This is a genomic window from Mucilaginibacter ginsenosidivorax, assembly GCF_007971525.1.
Lineage (GTDB): Bacteria > Bacteroidota > Bacteroidia > Sphingobacteriales > Sphingobacteriaceae > Mucilaginibacter > Mucilaginibacter ginsenosidivorax.
In genome coordinates this window covers 4223970-4248535 of record NZ_CP042437.1, presented here as the reverse complement: position 1 = coordinate 4248535, position 24566 = coordinate 4223970, and the positions used below count along the sequence as shown (strand labels likewise).

Sequence of the window (24566 nt, the reverse complement as noted above, 5' to 3'; positions counted from 1 at the left end):
ATGTGTTGCAACATGGAACAACTATTTAACACTTTTTAACTAATTGGTTAGTTATCAGCCGGTAAAATTTTTATTTGTTAAACCTGGTCATGGTTAGTTCGGTACCGATGGTGCAAAAACTCTTCACCATTTCTATCGAGCGATCAATCAGCGCAGGCAGTTCGGGTTTCTCGTCATCATCAAAACCACTCAAAACATAATCAACCTGCCTACCTTTAGGGAAGTTATCCCCCACCCCAAAACGCAGGCGCGCATAATTATTATGGCCAAGTGTGGCCTCGATATGCTTTAAGCCATTGTGCCCGGCGGCGCTGCCTTTAGGTTTTAAGCGCAGTGTGCCCAGGGGCAGCGCAATATCATCAACAATAACCAGCACATTCTCCAACGGAATTTTTAAATCTTTCATCCAGTGGTTAAGCGCTTTTCCGCTCAGGTTCATAAAAGTAGTAGGTTTGATAAGGCAAAGCGTGCGTCCTTTAACAGATACCTCGGTATAATAGGCCAGGCGCATATTATAAAATTTGGCGCCCTCCTGTTTAGCCAGTTCATCCAAAACCATAAAGCCTATGTTATGCCGGGTATCGGCATATTCGGGGCCTATATTTCCAAGTCCTACTATTAGATATTTCATTTAGGGGAGCAAAGATAAAAGTTTTTTGGATTAAGGATTTTAAGACCGGGGCTGCTTTTAAAATTGACGAGATTTTTTCGCGCTGATATGCCGGGGGCGCAAAGTGATTTGTCTCAAATATTTGAAGAGTATGGTAATGCCGAAAAATTACTGTACAGCTTTTCTGTCGGCTATAACCTGGTGTGCCTGTTTTGGCAGGTTTGCATTACCGCTCTGGCTTTCAAAATCAATTTTATGGTAAGTAATAAGCCAGGTATCATCGTATTTGGCCAGCTTGGTATGGTAATTTGCTGTCACAACCCAAACCTGGTCGCCCAGGAAATGACTGGCAACCGTGCTATAAAAAACATCGGCCATTTTACCGTTTAGTTGCACCTTAAATGCCGAAACACGGTGGTCTGTTTTATCAAAGCCCGGTAAAAATGAAGCCCAGTTATCTACTATCTGCGCCGGGCTAAGTTCTGCCGGCCCAAAGCCATTCATTGAAGAATAATCAAGTGTAACCACCGGTGCCAGTATACTTTCTATTAATGCCCAGTCATGACTGTCGGCGCCTTTAAATAAATTAGTTACTGCGTTAATTATTTTATTGCCTTCCATGGTATTTAGATGTAAAGCTATTGAATTTGTTTCAAAACAACATATAAATCGGTAATTGTGCTTAAAACAAACTGCATAAGATGTAATTAACAAGTATAAAAAACACAATTTTATGGGCGGTATAAACATTGCGTTATGCACGCATTATTGTGAATGGTAAAGTTTTGCGAAACGCTAAAGGGATAATGATGGGTATCGCATGGCGGAGACAACTCACCCCGACGACCCCGATAATATCGGGGCGTCTGCCCTCCCTCCGGCTTGCGCCGCATAGAGGGGCTAAAAAATAAAAAAATGAGCTTCAACCCTCTTTGCGGCGCAAGCCGGAGAGAGGGTGGTCGGGCGCAGCCTCGACCGGGTGAGTTTTAGCCTGCGTTCAAGAGAATGGGTTAAATTAAATACCAAGGTAAGTACGAGGCAATAACGATCGTTTTTTAGGCAGCTCTACGTCCGACAGGGAAACCCCACTTTATACTTACGGCTTAGTACTTATGACTTAACACTACCTCGCGTATTGCTTCACCAGCTTATCAACTATCTGCGCGGTTTCATCCGGGAAATCAACAATAATTTTTTTATCATCGTTAATCCACTTAGTTAAATGGCCACCGAAAGAGTCGTTAATCTCGGGTACTACAGGCACGCCCAGTTTTGAGGCCGAAAGGGCGTTGCATTGTTGCTCATACTGCCCTTTCATGGGTATCATCATCACTTTCTTTTTCAGGAACAGTGCCTCGGCAGGGCCTTCAAATCCGCCGCCGGTTAGTAGTCCCTTGCAACTGGCCAGGCTTTTATTAAAGGCCTCATTATTTACGGGGAATATCTGCACATTGCCGGCCTGCATCGGCGTTTTCTGGCGCTTTGAAAACACCTCCCATTGTACATCTTTTACCGCGCCTAAGTGTTTCAATAGTGTTTTATCGTCATATGCAGGCAGGTAAACGCTGTAATGTCCCAGGTTACTGGTTTCCATCTGCCGTATCTCGCTGCGGATAACCGGTGTATTTATAAAAGTATCGTAGCGTTCAAAATGAAAGCCCACATGATAGGTAGTAGGCGAATAATTTTTTAACAGCCACTGCGCAAAAGGATCTTTTTTTTCGGGACGGGGGGTATTGGGCGATACAAAAGAACATTGATGACTTAACGATACCGAGGGCACACGCTGAAACTTACAGGCCCAGGCACTTACCGGCTCAAAATCGTTAATTACCAAATCGTATTGTTTTAAGGGAAGGTGCCGCAAATCGTGCCAAAACCGGCGCAGGTTCATGATTTTCCAGGTTGCCCAGTTATCAACCCCGCCATTGGTGCCAAAAACAAAACTAACCCCATGAAACCTGTATTTTAAAGGCTGCGATAATGAAACCTCGGCCTCGGTGCCGCTTACCAGCAGGTCAACCTCGCCATATTGCTGTAATAAAGGTACAATTTCGCGGGCCCGGCTTATATGCCCGTTGCCGGTTCCCTGTATGGCAAACAGTATTTTCATGTATATAGAATTAGGGGCAATTTAGTAAAAGGAAATGTTTTGATGATATTTAAATAGCTAAAGATTGTTATTGAGCAAGCTACAATAAAAGAAATTGACGGGGAGGCGGTAAATTGAATTGATACCCTCATGTAAATTTGCCGGTTGGTGTAACTTAAACCTGCAACATGCATCTTACAGGGCATAAAAAGCACACCGATGTCCTTAGTCATAAAAAAACTGACCAAACAATATAACCAGCATAAAAGCGGCCTTACCGATTACTCCATCACCATTGAAAAAGGCGTATTGGGCCTGCTTGGCCCCAACGGCGCGGGCAAATCAACACTGATGAAAATTATTGCCACCATCAGCAAACCAACAAAAGGAACTCTGTTTTTAGATGGCGAAGATATTGTTGCCAATCCTGATAAAATTCGTAAAATATTGGGCTACCTGCCGCAGGATTTCGGGGTTTACCCAAACCTTAACGCGTACGAATTTTTAGAATATATAGCAGCCATGAAGGGCGTAGGCGGCAGCGGCTTACGCAAGCGGATAGACCTGTTGTTAGAAGGTGTTAATTTAACTGCCGATGCCAAACGCCCTATTGGCACCTACTCCGGCGGGATGAAACAACGGATTGGCATAGCACAAGCGTTATTGAATGACCCTAAAGTGTTGATATTTGATGAACCCACCGTTGGCCTTGATCCCGAAGAACGGGTAAGGTTTCGCCAGCTGATATCTGACCTGGCCGACGATTGTATCATCATCCTGTCATCGCACATCGTTTCGGATATTGAAACTATAGCCGATGAAGTTGCTATCATGAAAAACGGCATACTGCTTAATAAAGCTGCCCAGCCGGATATTATAAAACTGGTTGATGGTAAAGTATTTGAAGTACTGGTAAGTAATGATGAAATTGCCGGTATCCGCACCAAACACCAGGTTATTGATACCAGCCGGCAAAAGGATAAAACCAGGATTCGTTTTATCACCAGGACCGGGCAGCCCGAAATGGGTGCAATAGCTGTAAATGCCAGTTTAGAAGATGCGTATTTGTTTTTAACGCAAAATAACAACTAAAGCGCCGTGAGATACATTTACAGCATTATTAAAGCCGACTACCTGCAGCGCACCCGCAGCTACGCTTTCCTGATTACCCTGGCTATTACCTTTTACGCGGCCTACTCTTTTGTGCCGCCGCCAACGGCATCATATACTACTTTAAATGTTGTTGGTTTTAAAGGCGTTTATAATTCGGCCTGGGTAGGTTATGTTTCGGGCATGATGACCGCTATTATGCTGTCGCTTTATGGTTTCTTTTTGGTAAATGGCGGCATTAAAAAAGATATTGATACCGAGGTTGGCTTAATTATAGCTACCACCCCCATTACCAATTTTGAATACCTGCTTAGCAAAATGCTTAGTAATTTGTTGGTGCTGCTCACTATTGCCGGCTGCACTTTTGTGGTTAGTATTATTATGTTTTTTGTGCGCACCAGTGGCTCTTCCTTTATTATCAGCAATTTCATTATCCCTTATTTACTGTTTGTGGTGCCTGCCATGGTTTTTATATCATCGCTGGCGGTAGTGGCCGAAGTATTTTTGGGCCGAAAAAGTATCCTGCAGTACATCGCCTTCTTTTTCTTTTTCGGCGCGCTGATGGCTAATGTAAATGGGCAAAAAAACGAAACACTTGCTGTTATCATTGATCCGTATGGTGTACGCACCATGACAACCAGTATCAAAAACCAGGTAAATACCCAATATCACCAACATATTGAAGGGGTTAACCTCGGTTTCACTTTCAACAGTAAACGAGGCTTCCGGATATTTGAGTGGAACGCTATAACCATAACCGGCCTGTTTTTAGCAAGCCGTTTATTATGGCTTATGCTGTCAATGGGCTTGGTTTACCTCTCGTCGTTCTTTTTTCACCGGTTTGATTTTAAACGGGCTCTAAAGAAAAAGGCGGCTGTAGCCGACCCGCAGCTTACCACGCCGGCTTTTGCAGCCACCGGCATCAACCGCACGCTGATGCCGCCTTTGGTTACCGACTACGGTATCTTCCCCTTCATCAAAACTGAGTTGCTTTTACTGGTACGTAAAGGATCTAAATGGTTATGGCTTATTATTGCAGGGGTATCTATAAGCATGCTGTTTGCGCCGATAGGTATTTCGCACCTGTATATATTGCCTGTACTTTGGTTTTTGCAGGTAACGCGCCTGTCGGAACTGGCTACGAAGGAAGAAACCTATCGCCTGCATTATTTTACTTATGCATCCTACAAGCCCTTACAGCGTATGCTGCCTGCACAAATACTGGCAGGGGCGATATTAGGTATCGTTTTAGCATTTCCGCTGATATTGCGTTACGTGATTGCCGGCAACGGTTACGCCATCTTCAATATCATCAGCGGGGCTGTTTGCATTGTATTATTAGCAGTTTGCATTGGAATTATCAGCAAGGGTAAAAAACTGTTCGAGATCATTTTCTTTTTACTTACCTACGCGCTTACCCAGGCCATACCCATTGCCGATTACCTGGGCGCCATACCGCACAATAACCACATCATTTACATAGCTGTTATTTTGGGGCTGAACGTTTTTTTGGCGATTGTTAGTTTCGTGGTGAGGGGATATCAGTCAAGGCATTTGTAGGAGGTTGATTTTTCGGTTGTATCAGGATGACTTATCCCTAATAAACTTCCGGCTACTTTAAATAAATGTTTCGACCACTTGGTGGCAGAAGTAATATTATTGATTAACAGCAACGATGATTCTATGAAAATAGCTTCATAAATACATTTGAGACTTTTACTATACTTGATTCTTTTAAAGTCTCTGCTTTACGAACAATGATTTTCTTATCAGCAGTAAAAATTCTGGATGGGCGGATATTTGAAGATATGGGCAACGAACCGCTTGCGAAATCAATAGCATCAATAGCAATAGCATACGTATCGTTACTTTGTTGGCTGGTTATCTGGCAAAGAATAATGTCGTCACCAGGAAGATTGGCCAAAACCAAAGCCGGTCTTTTTTTGCTACCTGACAAATCAGAGAATGGAATGGGGATAACTACAATGTCGCCTTTTACAAATCCTGCCATGCCAAATCTTCTCCGGGAGTTAACCAGTCTTTTGACAAAACCTTTTCGCTTGCAAAATGAGTCTTAACGTCGTCCTTTATCTCAGTTGATTTATTCGCCTCTTCAATTGTAAATGCAATTACCTCTACTTGCTTACCAACAAAATCTTCCGGCAAACTGATAGAGATATTCCTATTAACGGGCTTAACAACTGTCCTTATCATATCCAAATATACAAAAAGTAAATTTTAAATCTCGGCTATCATCCCTTATTAATGCGCCTTATAACTTGCTAAATCATTATACATACTCCTAAAGGAACTGCGGATACCAAAACTCAGCATAGCGGTTTTGTCATGAAACTGATCATTTTTCTCGGTACGGTAAAGGCCGCCCAACTCAATGCGCAGGTTATATTTGGGGTTTAGCAAATAAGCTATTTTCCCCTCCAGGAAAACCATGTTGGTGGTTAAGCCCTGCCCTGTGTAGTTGCCATACTGCCTTGATGGATCGATGTACAATTGAAAAAGGTCTTTACCATAATTCTGGCCGTTTATATCTAATCCATAATGCCCGTAATCAAGCTCACCGCTAAAGTCAAACCGTTTGTACGAGTAATTTAACAAGCCCACAACCTCGCGCAGGTTTGCTCCCCAGGGGTGAGCCAATGGCTCGCCATTATCTGCATAGTTTTGTACCGAGCTACGTTCCGAATAAGTGTATGGCTTAACGTTATTGCTTTCAACTAAATAGTTAAGGCCTTTAATGGCAAACAGGTTTGCGCCCCTGAAGCCAATTTGCCAGGCATACTTGTTACGGGAACTGCCGTTGCTGGAGAAAAAGTTTTTACTTTCAAACTCATCCAATGCAAACTGGCCATAAGCGGTAATGCCATCGGTAATTTTGTACCTGCCGGTAAAACCTATCAGCGCATTGTCTGGCGAGCCGTTGGATGCTTCAACCGGCCTCAGAAATATTAAAGGATTGATGTAGGTAAAATCAAACCCACGCTGGTGGCCAGCATCGTCTTTAGCACCCCATATAATCGAATCAAAAAATCCGAAAGCCAGGCGGTCGCTTACATTCCAGTCTAAATAGTGAAATACTGCAAACTTCTTACGATCATTATTGTCAACCCGTGCAGATAAAGGATCATCCATATAAGTCCACATGGCCATATACCTAACATCGCCCAATGTGGCCGTTACTTTAAAAAACGGGTAGGGCGATGCATAATCAGACAAAAGTACCGACCGGTAACCATCGCCTATAAAATTTTTATCGCGCCCCAGGCTAACATTTAAATATTTGCTTGGTGTGTAAGATACCAGCCCTGTAATGTACGACCAGCGGTACTCGCTGCCGTAAAGGCTGCCATATGCCTGCCCGCGCACTATGCCCACCTGGTTGGTGTAAGTAGCCAGATACTCTGGTAACTGCGCCCGGTTTTCGTACCCGGTTATGTTGTAAGATAGCTGGCTGCCCAGGGTACCACCAATTTGTAGCCCTAACGAGCCGAAACTTGTATTTTTCTTTCCTGAAAAATCGCGGCTCAAATTAAAGTCGGGCAGCAGGTCGGCATAAAAAGTGGCATTATTGCTTTTTACATCTATCTGATGTTCACTAAAAAAACGACCTTTAAACCCACCCGCACTGTTCATCAGTGAATCATAATGATGTTTCAGCAATGAATCGTCCAAAAACGGTTTTAAAGAACTGTGCACCCGGGTTTTGGTGGAGTACACATCTTCGTTAAGCTTTTGGTAAAACTGGTACGAATAGGGTTGATACTCAGACTGGGCTTTTACAATTCCACCTGTTAAAACAAATAATATAATTGCGGTAAATATTTTCTTCATATGTAGAATTGATAGATCAATTTTTATTCAAAATAATTTAATGTTGCAAAGCCACCCTTTTTCAAATACTCGTCCTTTTTTACCAAATGCAAATCGGCCTGTATCATATCGGTAACCAGGGCCTGCAAATCATATTTAGGTTTCCAGCCTAATTTTTCAAACGCTTTTGTGGCGTCGCCAATTAGCAGGTCAACCTCGGTAGGCCTAAAATAGCTGGGGTCAACCTTAACAACCGTTTGCCCGAATCTTAAAAAATCGAGGTTTAAACCAAGTTCAAAAGCACGTTGTTCATCAATATCAATAATCACGCCGCGTTCATACTTATCGCGGCCACTAAATTCAACTTCGATGCCTAACTCGTTAAAAGCCATTTTTATAAAATCGCGCACGGTTGTGGTTACACCGGTAGCTATAACAAAATCCTCGGCTTTGTCCTGTTGCAGCATCAGCCACATGGCCTCAATATAGTCTTTGGCATGCCCCCAATCGCGCTGGGCCGATAGATTGCCCACATACAGGCAATCCTGCAAACCTAATGCAATTTTTGAAGCCGCACGCGTAATTTTACGGGTAACAAATGTTTCGCCCCGGATAGGGCTTTCATGGTTAAATAAAATGCCATTGCAGGCATACATTCCATAAGCTTCGCGATAATTCACTATTATCCAGTAGGCGTACATTTTTGCCACCGCGTACGGCGATCTTGGATAAAACGGTGTAGTTTCACTTTGCGGCACAGCCTGAACCAGGCCATAAAGCTCGGATGTGGAGGCCTGGTATATTTTGGTTTTTTTGGTAAGATCAAGCAGCCTCACCGCTTCTAAAATACGGAGTGTGCCTATTCCATCAGCATTGGCGGTATATTCGGGAGTGTCAAAGCTTACCTTAACGTGGCTTTGCGCGGCCAGGTTATAAATCTCATCGGGTTGTACCTCCTGAACCAGCCTGATGAGGTTGGTAGAATCGGTAAGGTCGCCATAATGAAGTTTAAATTTCACATTAGCTTCATGCGGATCGGCGTATAAATGATCAATCCTGTCAGTGTTTAATAACGACGATCTCCTTTTTACGCCATGTACTTCATAGCCCTTTTTTAATAAAAATTCAGCTAAGTATGCACCATCCTGACCAGTAATGCCCGTTATTAAAGCTTTTTTCATCAATATTAAAGTGCTAATACTTCTATATTACAATATTATCCAATTTAATTGTAAAAACAGCCATGAGGCCTTACATAAGTTGTTTTCATTAAAGCAAAATATGGTTACACCATGATGTTATGAGTTATCCCTGTACTTTATATTAGTCAACTTATTGGGCTTCAGGTACAGGTAATCGTTTTTAAAATCAAGGATCATATTAAAACGTTTTAACAAATCATTACCCAAATAGTTTATCTCAAAACCAACCGGATTTTTAGATCCTAATATCAGCGTTGGTATGTTTGTAAGGTTAAAGCTGTTCAAGTTAAAAGCCGGTGATAATACCGTCCTTGTTTCAAATGCTGTTCCCTGCGGATCGTGAAGTATAACGGTGCGAATGAGTTTTAAATTGGCGGCAAATTTTTCTCTCGCGGCCCAGGTGCTATCTAAAATAATGGCTTGTTCAGACCCTATATCCATACTGAAATTACCCGTATGTTTTTTGCCGTTTATTACAAACGTGCCTTTAATGTACGGAAACGAACGTGCAAATTCCATTTTTGATCTGATATAGCCGTTTAAAGCACGGGGTAACTCCGAATGGATAATCAGTAAATTATGGTCGTAATCCACCTCTACCTGTTTGCCTTCAAACACGTTCCAGCCAATACGGCCATCCATTTCATGTGCTGTTATGTTGGTGGTAAGCACCTCGGGGTTGTTTATCACCAGGTTACCCATTTGCAGTTTAAAAACCTTGTTAAGGTTTTTGTAATTTGGCCTGGTTTTACCCGCCAGGGCATCAGGCTGATTTGATAATAATTTTGTTTTATGCAATATGGCATCCCTGGTTAAATGAAAATCAAAAGAGCTGATGTCAAAGTGCAGGTTTAACGTATCGGTATTGTTAATAACGGCAACTATCTTAATGGCGTTAAAACCGGTAAGCTTAAATGGAATGGTATCTGTAGTAAGTATCTTGTTTTTTATTTTATCATCGGGCGGGATAGCGCTGGCAATTTGGGTGTAGCAGGAATCTTTACCGTTTAGCAGAATAATAAAATTGAACCGTGTACCAGGCTTTACTTTTACCCTGATAGAATCAATATCGGTATAAAATGTAACCCATTTGGCTTTTCGCGTTCTATCGGCGGTAAAAACATCGGGCCGGGCTGCCGGCGAAAGCGACCATACATTTTTATCAAAATACCCCCCATCATTTATTGATACAGTTTTTGAGGTAGCTTTTATAACCGGCAGCTTTGATTGCGCAAGAATTTGTTGGGTTATTAAAAAACATAGGAAAAGGCAAATGTATTTCATGATAGGGTTGTATCCGTTGATAAAATGCAGACAAATCAAATATACATATGTTGGCCTATCGGAACAACGCGGTACTTCAGTTATTAAGTTTTAACAATTGTGTTATTAATATAATGCCTTACAGCAAATGAATAGTAAAAGAAATTATTATGTAAATTTGTATATGGCGCGACCCTCATACTGTATATTACTAACTGCCGAGCAAGAAGGCGGATTTAGTGTTTCTGTTCCTGAGTTACCTGGTTGTTTTACTGAAGGAGAAACGATTGAAGAAGCCATTGATATGGCTAAAGAAGCAATCAGGTTATACATAGAAAGTTTCGATTCATGAGCACCGTAAAAGAACGCCGCTACATTAACGCCGCCCTTGACAGTTACCGCGAAAAACTGGACACCATTCCAGATGATCAGTTTGCCGAAACTCCGCCTGGCGGCGGTTGGTCATACGCCGAGGTTTACAGCCACATATTGCAGGCTACCTTAGGTTCGTCAATAGCATTGGAGCGGTGTACACATGGCAGCTGCCCGCCAACTAAAGCCGGCGTAACCTGGGAAGGGCGCCTGTTATTGTTAATGGGGATGTTTCCGCCGGTAAAAGTTAAAATACCTGATGCTGTTTCTGACAAAATGGTTGCCGCTAAAATAAGCAAAGAAGACGCCAAAAACCTGATCATCAAATGCCGTAAACGAATGGATACCACCGCGCCGCTTATTGACGGGGCCCCGGCTGCAAGCCGTTATAAACATCCGCGGTTGGGCATGCTTAACGCCAGGCAATGGTTCCGGTTTATCCGGATACACCTGGAGCACCATTTAAAACAGCTGGAGCGTATCAAAAATAAATTATCGCAGGCATGAAACCTTTCACATTTAACAGAGTCTTAACAGTGTGATAATGTTAGGTTTCTGATATTTGTAAAAATCATTGTGATGAATTTTGAATACGCTTATTTGGTTGTTATAGCTTTACTGCTGTTGGTAGGTATCTTCTATATCAGCCCTTATGAATTAACTGTTAATGAGGACGAAGACGACGAATAATCGTTTGTTTAGTATTTATTTAAAATTCAAGAATCGGCAAAACCTGCCGCCTGTGCATTTAATCCCCTAATTTTAATGGCAAAACGCGAAGTAGATATTGTAGTAATATCCGATGTTCATCTTGGTACTTATGGATGTCATTCAAAAGAATTGCTTAAATATTTAAAAAGCATTAAGCCTAAAATACTTATCCTTAACGGCGATATCATTGACATCTGGCAGTTCAGCAAATCGTATTGGCCCGAGGCGCATATGAAGGTGGTTAGGCGTATATTAAAATTTGTTACCGAGGGCATCCCCGTATACTATCTTACCGGCAACCACGATGAGATGCTGCGTAAATTTGCCGATTTTGACCTCGGTTCCTTCAAACTGCTCAACAAAGTAGTATTAAATATTGATGGCAAAAAAGCCTGGATTTTTCATGGCGATGTTTTTGATGTTACCATGCAGCACTCCAAATGGCTGGCCAAACTGGGCGCCGTAGGCTACGATACCCTGATACTTATTAACAGCATGACCAATTGGTTATTAACCGCTATTGGCCGTCAGAAAATGAGTTTCTCGCAAAAGGTGAAAGCCCGCTTTAAGGAGGCTGTAAAGTTTATAAACCAATTTGAGCAAACCGCCGCCGACCTTGCTGTTGATAAAAACTACCAGTATGTAATTTGCGGACATATTCACCATGCCGAGATCAGGCAGATAGAAAATACCGATAAAACGGGGTCTGTACTGTACCTTAACTCGGGCGATTGGGTTGAAAGCCTATCCTCACTTGAATACCAGAACGGCAACTGGACTATCTTCAAATACAATCCTGAAGAGTTTAACACCGATGCCGACGAGGATGACAAAACCGATGCCGAAGACCTTGATGCCAAAATGGATGTTAAAAATTTGTTAGACAGGTTTAGACAGGAAACTGAGTAGAGCAACTCTTTTACGCTACCTATTTGTGTAGATATCCTTAAAAAAATGTCATTTCGATAGAGCGAGTGGGGTGTGGCACGGGTGGTGCGAAAGAGAAACTATCTCTTGAGCGTAGCGAAAAATCTTGATCACCCTTCACCAACAAAGTCTATCGGGATGCAAGGCGTACAAGATTTTTCGCTACGCTCAAGAGATTGTTTCTCCTCACCTCCAACACACCAGCCTACGCTTGGTTCGTCGAAATGACAAGCTATTTAATTGACTACTGAATTATTCTAAATTTTACGATGCGATAGTATGCGCATTGCGCTGGGCGCCTAAGTTTTTAACCTGCCTGGCAATTCCGTCGGCATCAAAACCACATTCGGCCCAAAGTTCGGGTTGTTCGCCGTGTTCAACAATCCTGTCAGGTATACCTAAGCGTTTTACCTGGGTTTTTTGATAGCCGTTATCGGCCATAAATTCCAGTATCGCACTGCCCATCCCGCCTTCAAGGCAACCGTCTTCAACCGTAATCACTTTATCAAACTTCCTGAATACCTCGTGTAGTAAAGCTTCATCAAGTGGTTTCACAAAACGCATATCGTAATGAGCAGGATAGTAGCCCTCGTTATTTAGCGCGGCTATGGCTTTTACAGCCTCGTTCCCGATGGCTCCGATAGAGAGTATCGCTACATCTTCACCGTCGCAAATTTTGCGGCCTTTACCTACCGGGATGGCCTTGAAGGGGCGTTGCCAGTCAACCATCACACCATTACCACGGGGATACCTTATTACAAAAGGCCCCATGTTTTCCTGCTGGGCTGTGTACATCAGGTTACGCAGTTCTTCCTCGTTCATCGGTGCCGATACCGTCATGTTCGGGATGCAACGCATATAGGCCAGGTCATAAGCGCCGTGGTGAGTTGGGCCATCTGCACCGGCAAAACCGGCGCGATCAAGACAAAGCACCACATTAAGTTTTTGTATGGCCACATCGTGTATCACCTGGTCATACGCCCTTTGCATAAAGCTGGAATAGATATTACAAAACGGAACCAGGCCTTGTGTTGCCAAACCGGCCGAGAAAGTTACCGCGTGCTGCTCGGCAATGCCCACGTCAAAAGCACGGTTAGGCATAGCCTTCATCATCAGGTTTAACGAACAGCCCGATGGCATTGCCGGCGTAATACCCATTATTTTAGGATTTTGCTCGGCCAGTTCAATAATGCTATGGCCAAACACATCCTGGTATTTAGGAGGCTGCGGCTTATCGTATTTGGCTTTCTTTATCTCGCCGGTAATTTTATCAAATAAACCGGGGGCGTGCCACTTGGTTTGGTCTTTTTCGGCCAGGGCGTAACCCTTGCCTTTAGTGGTAACGCAATGTAATATTTTGGGGCCCGGGATATCGCGCAGATCTTTTAAAACTTTTACCAGGTGGTTTACATCGTGGCCGTCTATCGGTCCAAAATACCTGAATTTTAAAGCTTCAAAAAAGTTGCTTCGTTTAAGCAGGGTGCCTTTTATGCTTTTTTCTAATTTCTGGGCAATTTTAAACGCATCCGGGCCAATAGCCGACAGCTTGGCCAGCACATGCGCAATATCGTCCCGGAAACGGTTGTAGGGCTTGGATGTAGTAATGTCCGTTAAGTATTCCTTCAAAGCGCCTACATTAGGATCGATAGACATGTTATTGTCGTTCAGGATTACCAACAGGTTGGAGTTTTCGATACCTGCATGGTTCAAAGCTTCAAAGGCCATACCAGCCGTCATGGCGCCGTCGCCAATAACGGCAACGTGCTGTCTGTCGGTTTCGCCTTTGTACTGCGATGCCACGGCCATTCCCAAAGCAACAGATATAGACGTTGATGAGTGGCCAACGCCAAAAGTATCATATTCGCTTTCAGATCGTTTGGGAAAACCGCTGATGCCTTTATAAATCCGGTTGGTATGAAACTCCTCGCGACGGCCTGTGAGTATTTTGTGGCCGTATGCCTGGTGGCCTACGTCCCAAACTAATTGGTCGTAAGGTGTGTTCAAAACGTATTGCAATGCAACTGTAAGTTCCACAACCCCCAGACTGGCGGCGAAATGGCCGCCATTTACCGATACAACATCGATGATATACTGGCGCAACTCCTGGCAAACCTGTCCAAGTTGATCTTCACTAAGTTGCTTTAAATCAGAAGGGTAATTTATTTTTGATAATAAATCGCCGGCCGGTACCTGCATTGACATTTGTAATCTGTATTTAACTTACAAAGTAAACTAATTATTTATAAATAAAGCATATCGATTTGTATTAAAAAAGAGGCAAGAGTTAAGAATCAAGAGTCAAGACAGCCGCCTTATCCCAGGTTTAATTACCTATTTAAAAAAATCTTATCTCTTGATTCTTGATTCTTGATTCTTGACTCTATTTTTACAGTCATGACCGACGACAGCTTTGCCATACATTTACCCCAGTTTGAAGGTCCGTTTGATCTGTTGCTGTTTTTTATTGAACGCGATGAACTGGATATCCACGACATCCCAATTGCCAAAATTGCCGACGATTTTTTGAACTACATTCACCAGATGACCAGCCTGAATATGGAGCTGGCCAGCGAGTTTATATTTGTTGCCGCAACCCTGATGCGCATTAAGGCCAAAATGCTGCTGCCCCGCTACGAGGCCGAAAATGCCGCAGATGATACCGATACCAAGGAAAACCTGATCCGCAAACTGATAGAATACAAAAAGTTTAAGGAACTATGCGACGAACTGCGGCCATATGAGGAAGAGCGTTTTAAACAGGAGAAACGAGGCAACATTAAGCACGACCTGGAGCAGATAGAAAAAGTAGTACTGCCCGGCGAAGAGCTATCTGAAATAAGCCTGTACAAGCTAATGATGGTGCACGAACGCCTCATGCGCAACTACCTTAACCGCAGCGAAGAGGTGAAGCATACCGTAGTGCAGTACCCTTACACTATCGAAAAACAGAAGCAAGCTGTTGCCGACCTGCTTAAGATCAATAAAATGCTCGATTTTAAGGCGCTCGCCAAAGAATCGGAAAATAAGGTCCATTTTGTATACAACTTTTTGGCTGTGCTGGAGATGCTGCAACAGGAACTGATAGACATACAAATCGGCCTGGGCTACAATAACTTTTGGATATCGCCTAAGGAGATATGAGACGTTAGATTTGAGATTTGAGACAGAATATGACTGGCGAAATGAAGGTTTATTTACACCAGATTGCCGCTGTTATACTCGATGGAGAATCAGCTGTTAATGTTTTTAAAAAAAAAGGTAGCGGCAACCAATCTAATAACGAACTTTGCAGGGCGATGGATAATTGACCGGCGGATGTTGCCCCTTCGTATCGCAAACGCATAATATCCAAATGAAAAATCAATCAGAAGCTCCCGTTCCCAAATCCGAAATTAAAAGGCATATCTTTTTCGATCTTGATCATACCATCTGGGATTTTGATAAAAATGCGGAGGAGGCTTTGCATGAACTTTATCACCTTCACCAGCTGGAACGCATCGGCCTTACTTCTGCCGGTTTGTTTATTGAAACTTATACCCGTAATAACCATCAGCTTTGGGCACAATACCATACCGGGCAAATCACTAAAGATGAACTACGAGATGCACGGTTTAAACGCACCTTTACCGATCTTGGCCTGCACCCCGACCTGATGCCGGTTGATTTTGAGGATGCCTACGTGCAGTTGTGCCCTACAAAAACAAACCTGTTTCCGCACGCCCATGAAACGCTCACTTACCTGCAATCAAAATATACGCTACACCTCATCTCCAACGGTTTTAAAGACTCCACCCGGATAAAAATTGCCGGTAGTAACCTGGCAGGCTATTTTAAAAATATTATCATCTCTGAGGATGTAGGTGTAAACAAACCCGATAAAGCTATATTTCAGCATGCGATAGACCTTGCCGGAGCCAACAAAAAAGAAAGCGTGATGATTGGCGATAGCCTGGAAGCCGATATTTACGGCGCTTTAGGATTTGGCATGGACGCTATTTACTTTAACCCCTTTAATGCGCCAAAGCCGGAAGATGTACCCGTACAGATAGGGCATTTGAAAGAGTTGGTGGGGATGTTTTAAGATTTTAAACAGCAAAGTCAAACAGCTATTAAAATACATCATCAACACCTACAAGGAGAGGAAGACAATCTCGCTAAGTTTTAGTGGCTCCAACGGCCTAAAAAGCAGCATACCGAAGCAGTTTGCCCCAGAAAGCAAGCCTACTTACCTTCCGGCTACTTCATTTTCCAATTCCTGGTACCATTCAGCGCCATATTTGCGAATCAGCGGGCCTTTTAAGAATTCGTGAACGCGTACTTTCAATTCGTCGCCAAAGGTGCAGGCGGGACTACAAATGCTCCAACGGTCGTAATTTAACACATCAAACTCCGGGTAGGCTGTAATGCGTATGGGGTATAAATGGCAAGAGATGGGTTTTTTCCACGTAACAGCCCCCTCTTCATAAGCTTTTTCGATGCCGCATTTAGTGATGCCGTTTTCCCAAATCACATAAGCACACTCTTTGTTGGTATCTACACAGGGGGTGGTGTAATCACCTTCAAAATCCTTTACATAAGTACCCACCTTTTCGATGGTCTTGATACCCTTGGCCGTTAGGTAAGGCTTTACTTTTGGATATATTTCTTTTAAAATATCAAGTTCGTCGGCATTCAGGGGAGCACCCGAGTCGCCTTCCAGGCAGCAGGCGCCTTTGCATTTGTTTAAATTGCAAACAAAGTTTTCTTTAACTACATCTTCGTGCACCAACACGTTACCTACCTCAATCATATTCAATTTAATTCTTTATGGGGTTTAACGGATACTTCAACCCGCTTGCAGATTGTAGCTCCATTGTTATACTGCCTAAAATAACTTCAACATGCGCCTTTACAGGTATCCTGTTGCCATCATTGGTAATCCAAAGGTACAATTTACTATCCTTACGAAAAATACGCCCCGGGATAATTGTAGGGTTAAATTTCAAACAGTTAAAGGTGCCCATATCACATTTAATAGTTTCTGTACCAACATAAGTGATATTCATTTTATGAAAGCCGTCTTCCAAAAAATATTGCAAATCAAATGTATCGCCTGTTTTAAGCCTGGATACATCAATGGTACGCGCAAAATAATAAGCCGATACAAAATCATATGAATCGCCTTTGTATGAAAACTCGCCTTTATTAGCGGTTACTTTTTTGTCTCTTTGATCAAAAGTTGCCTTGTCGGTATGCTTCCATTTACCTTCGTGCCGGTCTTCGCTGTAAAAGTAAGGTAACAATGTATTTTGATCTACATATGAATCGTAACGGTTGCGCACCTTGTAAAATATATCAAAGGTACCGGCTGTCTTTCCTTCGGCAATCAAATGAAAGGCGTTGCCTGGTAATTTTTTATCGCTGGCTTCAATCCTGATATTAGCTTCGGCTGCGGTAAAAAAGCCATACTGCATTTTATAACTCAGTTTTTCGCCTACTTTAAATACCGGCTCAGTTACTTTTGCAAGTTCCTGTGCAAAGCCCGAAGTGTAAAACAGTATAAAGAACAAGGAGCACGGGACGATTTTTTTCATTAATGTTTGCTTTTAACTGAAGCCAATTTGTGTTTATAACCAGCACATGAATAGGACAATTGATACTATAAATGGTTTAAACCCATTTTTATTGCATGAGCCGGAAACTATTGGATAGCTGGATCGATGAAAAGCAAACAGTAATGTTAATCCTTACGCTTATAAATTGGTACCGTCGAACATGGCTCGCCAAACATAATGCTTTTTACTATGGGTGTTAATTTTTTGGTAAGCTCCACATAGGCCGAAACGGGCACCGCTATATCTCCGCATCCTTTTAATACAATACGTTGGCCCGCGTATTGTTCCAGGTCGGCTTTCGCTATCTCTTTTTCAAACAAAACTGTTTCTAATACATCCGCATTGCCAAAAACAACTTCGCGGGCATAAGGTGCCATACGGTTTGCCAGTAACATGTAAGCCCAGGTTGGCACAATAGCATCAGCGCTACAGGTAATACCTACGTTTTTGTCCTGGTATTGCGTAAAATCGTGTTCTTTTATAAAATCGCGCAAATCTTTTTCGCGCAGCATCAGGCCATGGAACAGGTTATCTTTAATGTCGTAAATAACGCGTTCGCCTGCAGGGTAAAACGAGGCGGGATCTAAGGTAACCAAGCCGCTTTGGGCTACTTTATTTACTATATTTTCCTGTATATCCATAACGTTAAATTCTAAATCCTAATTTCATTAAATTCTAAATCTTAATTTTTAAACTCTAAAATTAAGTTTGATTTTGCTTTGTAAATCTCCGTTCCTATCCCTGATATGCCCGATTTTCCTGTCATCCTGAGGTACGAAGGATCTATCAGCTGTGCATGAACGATAGAAAAGTTCGCGAACAGATCCTTCGTACCTTATAATGACGCGCTTGTAAGCTACTGAATATCAATATCAAATTACTGTCATTGCGAGGTACGAAGCAATCCCCGACATGCTAAGTCCCACATAGTTCGGGATTGCTTCGTACCTCGCAATGACGGGTTTTATAAATGTTATTTCACAAACGTCATCACTGTTTTTCCCAGCTTACCCGGTGGCTACTCAGGATGACCGTTTTTAATTTTTGTATGTCATTTCCGCTTTACCCACCCCTATATTTTACAAGTCTGTTTGTTCACCCGCATTAACAACTTTAAAAATCCCCAGGCAAAAAAAATCCGGGAGACAGTTTAACGCTGTTCCCGGATGTAAAATTACTTTAATTTATATTATAACAGTTTAGCCCTGTTATCTTTTACATTGGCATTATCTTTCAACGCATCTAACACATGTCCGTCTGCACGTTGTATTAAGGTTTGCGCTATTTGTTGTTTTTGCCTTAAGTTGTTGGTAAGCGGTGCCGGATTGGTAAACCCATCAACAATATAAACAAATACGCCTTGTTGGCCGTTAACCGGTTTTGAAAGCTTGTTGGGCTGAGAACCGAAGATAGAACCCACAACTTTGTATTCGGCACCAGCCTGGCCCGGAATAATCGGGTTAGCAAAAACAATATTTTGTACCGGAACTGCTTTAGTACCTACCTTTTGAGCTACCTGATCAATTGATGATGATCCGTTCAGCGCAGCCGCGAATTTTTCATTCAGTTGTTTTGCTTTTACTTCGTTGCGCACAGCAGGTTCAATTTGCTTTTTAACAACGTCAAGCGGTAAAATACCCTTAGGCTTAATTTGAGTTAAACGAGGGATGATGTATTGATCGCCAACTGTAAATACTTTATCGGCAAGGTCGCCTTTGTCGGCCTTAAATGCCCATCTTACAACTTCGCGGGCATTATCTAAACCAGGCAGGCCCGAGGCGGTGCCGGCAACATCATCAGCGGTAAGTTTTTTAACACCTTCTTTTTTAGCTTCGTCATCAAAATTATCTTTTGTTAAAGCAGCTAAAAATCCCTGGGCTTTACTATAAGCTACAGTTTGTGTTTTACTGCTGGCAACAATTGGTTTATCAACAACAGCCACTTTAATTACTTTTACCGATCCTTTTTGATCCTCAACCTGTATAAGGTGAACACCAAATTGCGAGGTAACCACAATCAGGCTGCCTTTGCTTGCTTTAAAAGCGGCATTGGCATATTCGGCGGTTATTTGACCCTGGCCGCCCGCCATCAAGCCGTTAACATCAAATGAAGGTATTTCGCCACCTTTAACAGCACTGCCTTTATCTGTAGAGAAATTGGCAACAAAATCTGTAAACGGCCTGCCGCCTTCAATTAACTTTTTAAGTGAATCTGCTTTAGCTCTCGCTTTTTCGATACCACCTTCAATTTGAGGGTTAATCAAAATATGTCTTGTCCGCACCGAGTCGAAGGTAGTTTTAACGTCGCTCAGTTTGGCAATTTTATAGCTTCCGTTTGATACGTAAGGGCCATAAACAAAACCTTTGGCAGCGTTAAACATCAAAGTATCCAACTTAGGCTCAAACGCGCCTTTTTTCTGGAATACAAGCGGGGTTTTAGTTTCAGAGTTAATCTGCACAAAAAGCGAATCGTTGGTGCTTACTTTAATACTATCAACCAGTTTGTTTACTTCGGCCTTAATAGCAGCGCTATCCTCTTTAGAAGGGGAACCATTGAAAGCTACATAATCAAATGACCTGGTTTCCTGCTGGTTTTTAAACTCAGCTTTGTGGGCATCATAGTACGCACTGTAATCGGCATCGGTTAAAGTTACCTTGGCATCTGGGATAGACGCGTAATCAAGTGTAGCATATTTAAAGCTAACTAATTTATTTTTTGCCTGGTAATCATCATTAGCCTCTAATGAGTTTACGTACAAGCCATTGGTAACAATAGCCATATACTTGGTTTTTTGTTTGGCTTCAAATACCTGTTTCAGGAATTCTCCCCACTGATGTTTAGCAGCAGTATCGGCTTTAGCCGATGATATAAAGCTTAAATACTGGTTAAGTTTGTTTTTATCAAACTGGCCGGTTTGCTGATCGGCAAACTGTGGCACGCGGGTTATCTGCTGATCGGGATTGTTACCGGTTACCATAGCCGCGGCCTCATCATCGCCAACGGTTAAACCTAATTTCTCAATCTCTTTATTAAGCAGCAGTTCGCTTATAACCTGGTTCCAGGTAGTTTCCTGAACATAGTTTAATATCTGGGGCGAAATACTTTGCCCCGATTGTTGCCTAAACTGATTTGTGTTTTGGTCGAGTTTTTTATTAAACTCATCTAATTGAACTTTTTCGCCGTTTACTTCGGCAAGTTCGTTGCGGTCATCTTTAAAAAATGACCCACCTGATCTTACTACCTCGCTCACGATGAATGCAAAAAGTGCAACCCCAATAAAGATTGCCAGGATTTTTCCCATCCGTTCGCGCAAGAAACCCATTATACCCATATACTTCTGTAATTATTATATTCTTTTAAAAGAGGGCGCAAGATACAATTTTTAGTAAAATTCTATAACACAAAATTTTCCTGAAAAAAACAACATTATTGTGTCACTTTTTCGTCTACGTGAAATACGCCCGTACTGCTTTTGAGCGTGGGGTGCAGGAAGGCGTCATCACTTTCAAAACTATCGCCGTTCATTACGTTGCCTCCATTCATGGTTACCTGTACAGGTTTGTGCGAATAAACTTTTTTTGTGGTCTGGTCCCAGTAAAGTTCGTCAGATTTATAGGTTTCGCCTTTGGCATTGGTTGCCACTACGTTTTTATGAAACTCAATAAGCTTTTTAGTATCGCGGGAGATACCCGTATCTGCAACAATATTGCCCGATTCCTGCTGGGTTTGTTTATCGTAAAGTATAACTTTTACGCCTTTGGGCATCAGCTTATAGGGTTCTTTTGTTTGGTACTGTAGCATAAGCGGCGCTAACAGGTGCAATTTAACCCTTGCCGAATCGCTCATAATAAGGTCAACCCCGGTTGTTGGTTCAACCACAATCCCCACTTCGTTAGATGCAATCTCTTTAACCTTGTTCAGGTCATTTTCGCATGAAGTTATAAACAAGCCAAATAAAGGCAATAACAGCAGGCTTGCACCTTTCATATATTTTGCCCCGCTGTACATGCTGTTATTAGTCAAATTTATATTTGGTAAACCACCTGTCGTTTAACGTAAAGCCTAAGTGCAGGTTAACGTAGTTTTCTTTAACCAGGCCATTAGCCAGCGTACCTCTTTTACCAACCTCGGCCGAGAAGTTGATTTTGTAAAAACTACCGTTATTAGGGCGTAAAGGCAAACCAAAGCCGGCGGTTACAGCTACCCTTTTTATGCGGGTGTTATTAACAACCATGTAAGTTTCATCGTAAATACCACCTATGCGGTAATCAACAGTAGCCAGGTAGTTGCGTATGGTAGCTATGTTTGGTGTAATTTGCGCGCCAACATTAATGGTGCGGCTATTTACCAAACCCTGGTTTTGACCATTAATAGTATAGTTTGACCATTGCCCCATAGAGTAATCGGCGCCGATTAAAAATTTACCGTCATTTTGGAACGATACCCCAAACCTGTTTATTTGCGGCAGCTTCAGTTTTACTGATGACCCTTGTTTATTTATCACACTATCAACCGCGATGTTGGGATTGCCGTTGGCATCGTTGGTATAATGGCTTACAATGAAGCTTGATTGCGAGTTGAGTTTTGATCCCGCTGATGCCGAGTAGCCCAAGATAACATGTTTGGTTTCGGAAAGATCAATGGAATACTGTAAACCATAATCGTAATTTAAACCGCCAATGGCATTGGTTTGCTCAATTTTTGTGCTCAAAAATCCTGCAAGTCCGGGCGTTTCGGTGGTGGTATTATCTTTTAAATTACCAAATATATAGGAAACATTACCACCTATTAGCAAATGTTTGGCAATTGTAAAGCCGTAGCCTATGTACGCTTTTGATAAGCCGCCATCGCCATTATAAGTATAATTGGTAGTATTGGTATCGGCCGGCGAAGAAGTACCCAGGCTGCTAACCGATTTTTTATAGCTATAACCACGTTCGCTGTAAGGCAACAAACCAAAACTCAATGCCGAATGCTTGCTTACGGGAATACCAAAAGCTATATGGCTTAACCTGAAGTTTTTATTGCTTTGGCTGCTTTGCCCGGTTTGGCTCAAGGTTGAAAAGTTGCTGTAAATACCTATATCAATAGTAGTTAAATTAATAGCCGCGTATGATGCAGGGTTAAGGAAGTTGATGTTGTTAAACAAGCTAATCCTGTTGGTAGCAACGCCAATGCCGCCTGTACCAAGGCTTTGGGCCGTTGATTGTGGGCTGATATCGCCCAAACCGAACCTTGAATATGGAGAGCTGGTGGTAGACTGCGCGTTTGCTGCAAATACAATTACTGCAGAAAATAGAAGTGTTAAAAGAAACCTGGTATATTTAATCATTATGCTTTTGTATAGCTGCGTTTAATCCTTTTAAAACCAAATAAGGTTCAATTTTTATATAGGGGGCAAAGATGCTGTTTTTTAACAGCGTATCAAAAAAAATACTGTCGCCCCCACTTAGCACAATATTTAGTTGGTTATCAACGGCTTTATAGCTTTCAATAAACCCGGTTAACTCATATTTTATACCGTTTTGCACGCCCGAGCGTATAGCGGTTTCGGTATTGTTTCCGTAGCCTGGCGTAAACCCGGCATCGGCATTAATAAGCGGCAAACCGGCGGTATAATAATTTACTGCCTTATAACGCATATTTAAACCTGGTGATATGCTGCCTCCAAAATAATTCCGGTTGGCGTCAACATAGTCGTAAGTTATGCAGGTGCCGCCTGCTATTACCAGGGTATTTTGCTCTGGGTATATATGGCTTGCCCCTATTACGGCAGCCATTCTATCGGTACCAAGTGTTTCGGGGGTTAGGTAGTGGTTTTGTATTCCACTGGTCATGGTGTTGTTAAATGTAACCAGCGGTATTTTAGATGTTAAGCTTGTTTGCCAGGGCTCCACATTTTTTTTTACCGACGATACTATTCCCCTGTCAACGTTATATTCACTGATCAGTTCATCCGGCCTGGTCACGGGCACATCTTCAAATTGTTCAACCGTAAGCAACTCATCAAGCTTAAAAACGGCAATCTTTGTAAATGTGTTACCAATATCGATAACCAGGCTGGTCATCAGGCCCTAACTACTGATAATATTGATTCAAAAATGGCCAGTCCGTCTTCGTTAGCTAATAATGAATCAGCAGCACGTTCAGGGTGAGGCATTAAACCAAATACGTTGCGGGCAGCATTGGTGATACCGGCAATATTTTCCAACGATCCGTTAGGATTGGCATCAGCTGTAATATTACCTGCCTCATCGCAATAGCGGAACATTACCTGGTCGTTATCATTTAAGCGTTTTATCACATCAGCACTGGCAAAAAAGTTACCCTCGCCATGGGCGATAGGAATTTTATATGCCTGGTTCTGCTCTAAACCAACGGTAAGCAACGATTGGGTTGTTTGTGGTTTAAGATAAATGTTGCGGCAAATGAATTTACGATTTTCGTTATGCAGTAAAGCGCCATCCAGCAAACCGGCTTCGGCCAATATCTGGAAACCGTTACAAATACCCATTACGTAACCGCCTTTTGCAGCAAACTGGATAACCTCCTGCATAATTGGCGAAAAACGGGAGATAGCACCTGAACGAAGATAATCGCCAAAGGAGAAACCGCCGGGTAAAACAACAAAGTCTACACCTTGTAAATCATGGTCTTTATGCCATAACCTTACAACCTGCTGACCCATTATTTTTTCTAATACATATATGATGTCTTCATCACAGTTAGAACCGGGGAATATAACTACGCCAAATTTCATCTGATTTGTTTTTTGTGTAAGTTTTTATGATACTACAATCGCCTGGTTGTTTGTTTAAACAGCAGCCAATAATAGTTTCACGCTACAAAACTAATAT

Annotated in this window: 24 protein-coding genes; 7 read left to right on the top strand and 17 right to left on the bottom strand. The window is 42.3% G+C overall.

Annotated elements, in window-relative coordinates:
- Positions 1–70: 70 nt before the first annotated feature.
- The 3 genes from pth to FSB76_RS17815 form a co-directional block, all read right to left on the bottom strand.
- Positions 71–631 carry an aminoacyl-tRNA hydrolase gene (gene pth / locus FSB76_RS17825; RefSeq protein WP_147055656.1) on the bottom strand — a complete coding sequence of 187 codons (561 nt, stop codon included), beginning with the start codon at positions 629–631 and terminating at the stop codon, positions 71–73.
- A gap of 147 nt (positions 632–778) precedes the next feature.
- On the bottom strand, positions 779–1231 hold the full coding sequence (locus tag FSB76_RS17820) for a nuclear transport factor 2 family protein (protein ID WP_158642919.1): 453 nt from the start codon (positions 1229–1231) through the stop codon (positions 779–781).
- A 502-nt stretch (positions 1232–1733) separates the two neighbouring features.
- Positions 1734–2723, bottom strand: coding sequence for a glycosyltransferase family protein (locus FSB76_RS17815; protein WP_147055652.1), 990 nt, complete (start codon positions 2721–2723; stop codon positions 1734–1736).
- Between the two features lie 198 nt (positions 2724–2921).
- On the opposite strand from FSB76_RS17815, the gene FSB76_RS17810 reads away from it, so the two are divergent.
- Positions 2922–3794 (top strand): ABC transporter ATP-binding protein, encoded by an 873-nt coding sequence (locus FSB76_RS17810; protein WP_147055650.1) that lies wholly within the window; start codon positions 2922–2924, stop codon positions 3792–3794.
- A gap of 6 nt (positions 3795–3800) precedes the next feature.
- Positions 3801–5372 (top strand): hypothetical protein, encoded by a 1572-nt coding sequence (locus FSB76_RS17805; protein ID WP_147055648.1) that lies wholly within the window; start codon positions 3801–3803, stop codon positions 5370–5372.
- 121 nt (positions 5373–5493) lie between these two features.
- Here the strand turns inward: FSB76_RS17805 and FSB76_RS17800 are convergent, their stop codons facing one another.
- The 5 genes from FSB76_RS17800 to FSB76_RS17780 all read right to left on the bottom strand — a co-directional run bounded on the left by FSB76_RS17800 (position 5494) and on the right by FSB76_RS17780 (position 10126).
- Entirely contained in the window at positions 5494–5823 is a 330-nt protein-coding gene (locus FSB76_RS17800) for a type II toxin-antitoxin system PemK/MazF family toxin (protein ID WP_147055646.1), read from the bottom strand.
- On the bottom strand, positions 5808–6026 hold the full coding sequence (locus tag FSB76_RS17795) for a DUF2281 domain-containing protein (protein ID WP_147055644.1): 219 nt from the start codon (positions 6024–6026) through the stop codon (positions 5808–5810). Before FSB76_RS17795 ends, FSB76_RS17800 begins: the two co-directional genes overlap by 16 nt.
- 48 nt (positions 6027–6074) lie before the next feature.
- Positions 6075–7661 (bottom strand): capsule assembly Wzi family protein, encoded by a 1587-nt coding sequence (locus tag FSB76_RS17790; RefSeq protein WP_147055642.1) that lies wholly within the window; start codon positions 7659–7661, stop codon positions 6075–6077.
- Between the two features lie 23 nt (positions 7662–7684).
- Positions 7685–8821 carry a GDP-mannose 4,6-dehydratase gene (gene gmd / locus FSB76_RS17785; RefSeq protein ID WP_147055640.1) on the bottom strand — a complete coding sequence of 379 codons (1137 nt, stop codon included), beginning with the start codon at positions 8819–8821 and terminating at the stop codon, positions 7685–7687.
- Between the two features lie 117 nt (positions 8822–8938).
- Entirely contained in the window at positions 8939–10126 is a 1188-nt protein-coding gene (locus FSB76_RS17780) for a hypothetical protein (protein WP_147055637.1), read from the bottom strand.
- Positions 10127–10253: 127 nt separating this feature from the next.
- Between FSB76_RS17780 and FSB76_RS17775 the strand changes: the two genes are divergently transcribed.
- From FSB76_RS17775 to FSB76_RS17765, 3 genes are all read left to right on the top strand, one after another.
- Positions 10254–10457 (top strand): type II toxin-antitoxin system HicB family antitoxin, encoded by a 204-nt coding sequence (locus tag FSB76_RS17775; protein ID WP_225976241.1) that lies wholly within the window; start codon positions 10254–10256, stop codon positions 10455–10457.
- The gene (locus FSB76_RS17770) at positions 10454–10984 is read left to right on the top strand and encodes a DinB family protein (protein WP_147055635.1); all 531 of its coding nucleotides are present in this window, start codon (positions 10454–10456) and stop codon (positions 10982–10984) included. Before FSB76_RS17775 ends, FSB76_RS17770 begins: the two co-directional genes overlap by 4 nt.
- Before the next feature lie 258 nt (positions 10985–11242).
- Positions 11243–12097: a UDP-2,3-diacylglucosamine diphosphatase gene (locus FSB76_RS17765; protein WP_147055633.1), complete on the top strand. Its 855-nt coding sequence runs from the start codon at positions 11243–11245 to the stop codon at positions 12095–12097.
- Positions 12098–12379: 282 nt separating this feature from the next.
- Here FSB76_RS17765 and dxs read toward each other — a convergent pair whose 3' ends face one another.
- Positions 12380–14311, bottom strand: a complete 1932-nt coding sequence (gene dxs / locus FSB76_RS17760; RefSeq protein WP_147061017.1) for a 1-deoxy-D-xylulose-5-phosphate synthase — start codon at positions 14309–14311, stop codon at positions 12380–12382.
- 198 nt (positions 14312–14509) lie between these two features.
- Between dxs and FSB76_RS17755 the strand changes: the two genes are divergently transcribed.
- On the top strand, positions 14510–15256 hold the full coding sequence (locus FSB76_RS17755) for a segregation and condensation protein A (RefSeq protein ID WP_147055631.1): 747 nt from the start codon (positions 14510–14512) through the stop codon (positions 15254–15256).
- Positions 15257–15467: 211 nt separating this feature from the next.
- On the top strand, positions 15468–16196 hold the full coding sequence (locus tag FSB76_RS17750) for a YjjG family noncanonical pyrimidine nucleotidase (RefSeq protein WP_147055629.1): 729 nt from the start codon (positions 15468–15470) through the stop codon (positions 16194–16196).
- Positions 16197–16340: 144 nt separating this feature from the next.
- On the opposite strand, the gene FSB76_RS17745 is transcribed toward FSB76_RS17750, so the two are convergent.
- The 8 genes from FSB76_RS17745 to purQ all read right to left on the bottom strand — a co-directional run bounded on the left by FSB76_RS17745 (position 16341) and on the right by purQ (position 24469).
- Entirely contained in the window at positions 16341–16904 is a 564-nt protein-coding gene (locus FSB76_RS17745; protein WP_147055627.1) for a DUF3109 family protein, read from the bottom strand.
- 7 nt (positions 16905–16911) lie between these two features.
- The gene (locus FSB76_RS17740; RefSeq protein ID WP_147055625.1) at positions 16912–17688 is read right to left on the bottom strand and encodes a DUF3108 domain-containing protein; all 777 of its coding nucleotides are present in this window, start codon (positions 17686–17688) and stop codon (positions 16912–16914) included.
- 146 nt (positions 17689–17834) lie between these two features.
- Positions 17835–18350, bottom strand: a complete 516-nt coding sequence (locus FSB76_RS17735) for a DUF2480 family protein (RefSeq protein ID WP_090642291.1) — start codon at positions 18348–18350, stop codon at positions 17835–17837.
- 548 nt (positions 18351–18898) lie between these two features.
- The gene (locus FSB76_RS17730) at positions 18899–21040 is read right to left on the bottom strand and encodes a peptidylprolyl isomerase (protein ID WP_147055624.1); all 2142 of its coding nucleotides are present in this window, start codon (positions 21038–21040) and stop codon (positions 18899–18901) included.
- 95 nt (positions 21041–21135) lie between these two features.
- Positions 21136–21732, bottom strand: a complete 597-nt coding sequence (lptC, locus tag FSB76_RS17725) for an LPS export ABC transporter periplasmic protein LptC (RefSeq protein WP_147055622.1) — start codon at positions 21730–21732, stop codon at positions 21136–21138.
- Positions 21725–23041: a hypothetical protein gene (locus FSB76_RS17720; protein ID WP_147055620.1), complete on the bottom strand. Its 1317-nt coding sequence runs from the start codon at positions 23039–23041 to the stop codon at positions 21725–21727. The genes lptC and FSB76_RS17720 overlap by 8 nt, the downstream gene beginning before the upstream one ends.
- Positions 23034–23777, bottom strand: coding sequence for a type III pantothenate kinase (locus tag FSB76_RS17715; RefSeq protein ID WP_147055619.1), 744 nt, complete (start codon positions 23775–23777; stop codon positions 23034–23036). The genes FSB76_RS17720 and FSB76_RS17715 overlap by 8 nt, the downstream gene beginning before the upstream one ends.
- A complete protein-coding gene (purQ, locus tag FSB76_RS17710; RefSeq protein ID WP_147055617.1) occupies positions 23777–24469 on the bottom strand; it encodes a phosphoribosylformylglycinamidine synthase subunit PurQ in 693 nt (230 codons plus the stop codon). The genes FSB76_RS17715 and purQ overlap by 1 nt, the downstream gene beginning before the upstream one ends.
- Positions 24470–24566 lie beyond the last annotated feature (97 nt).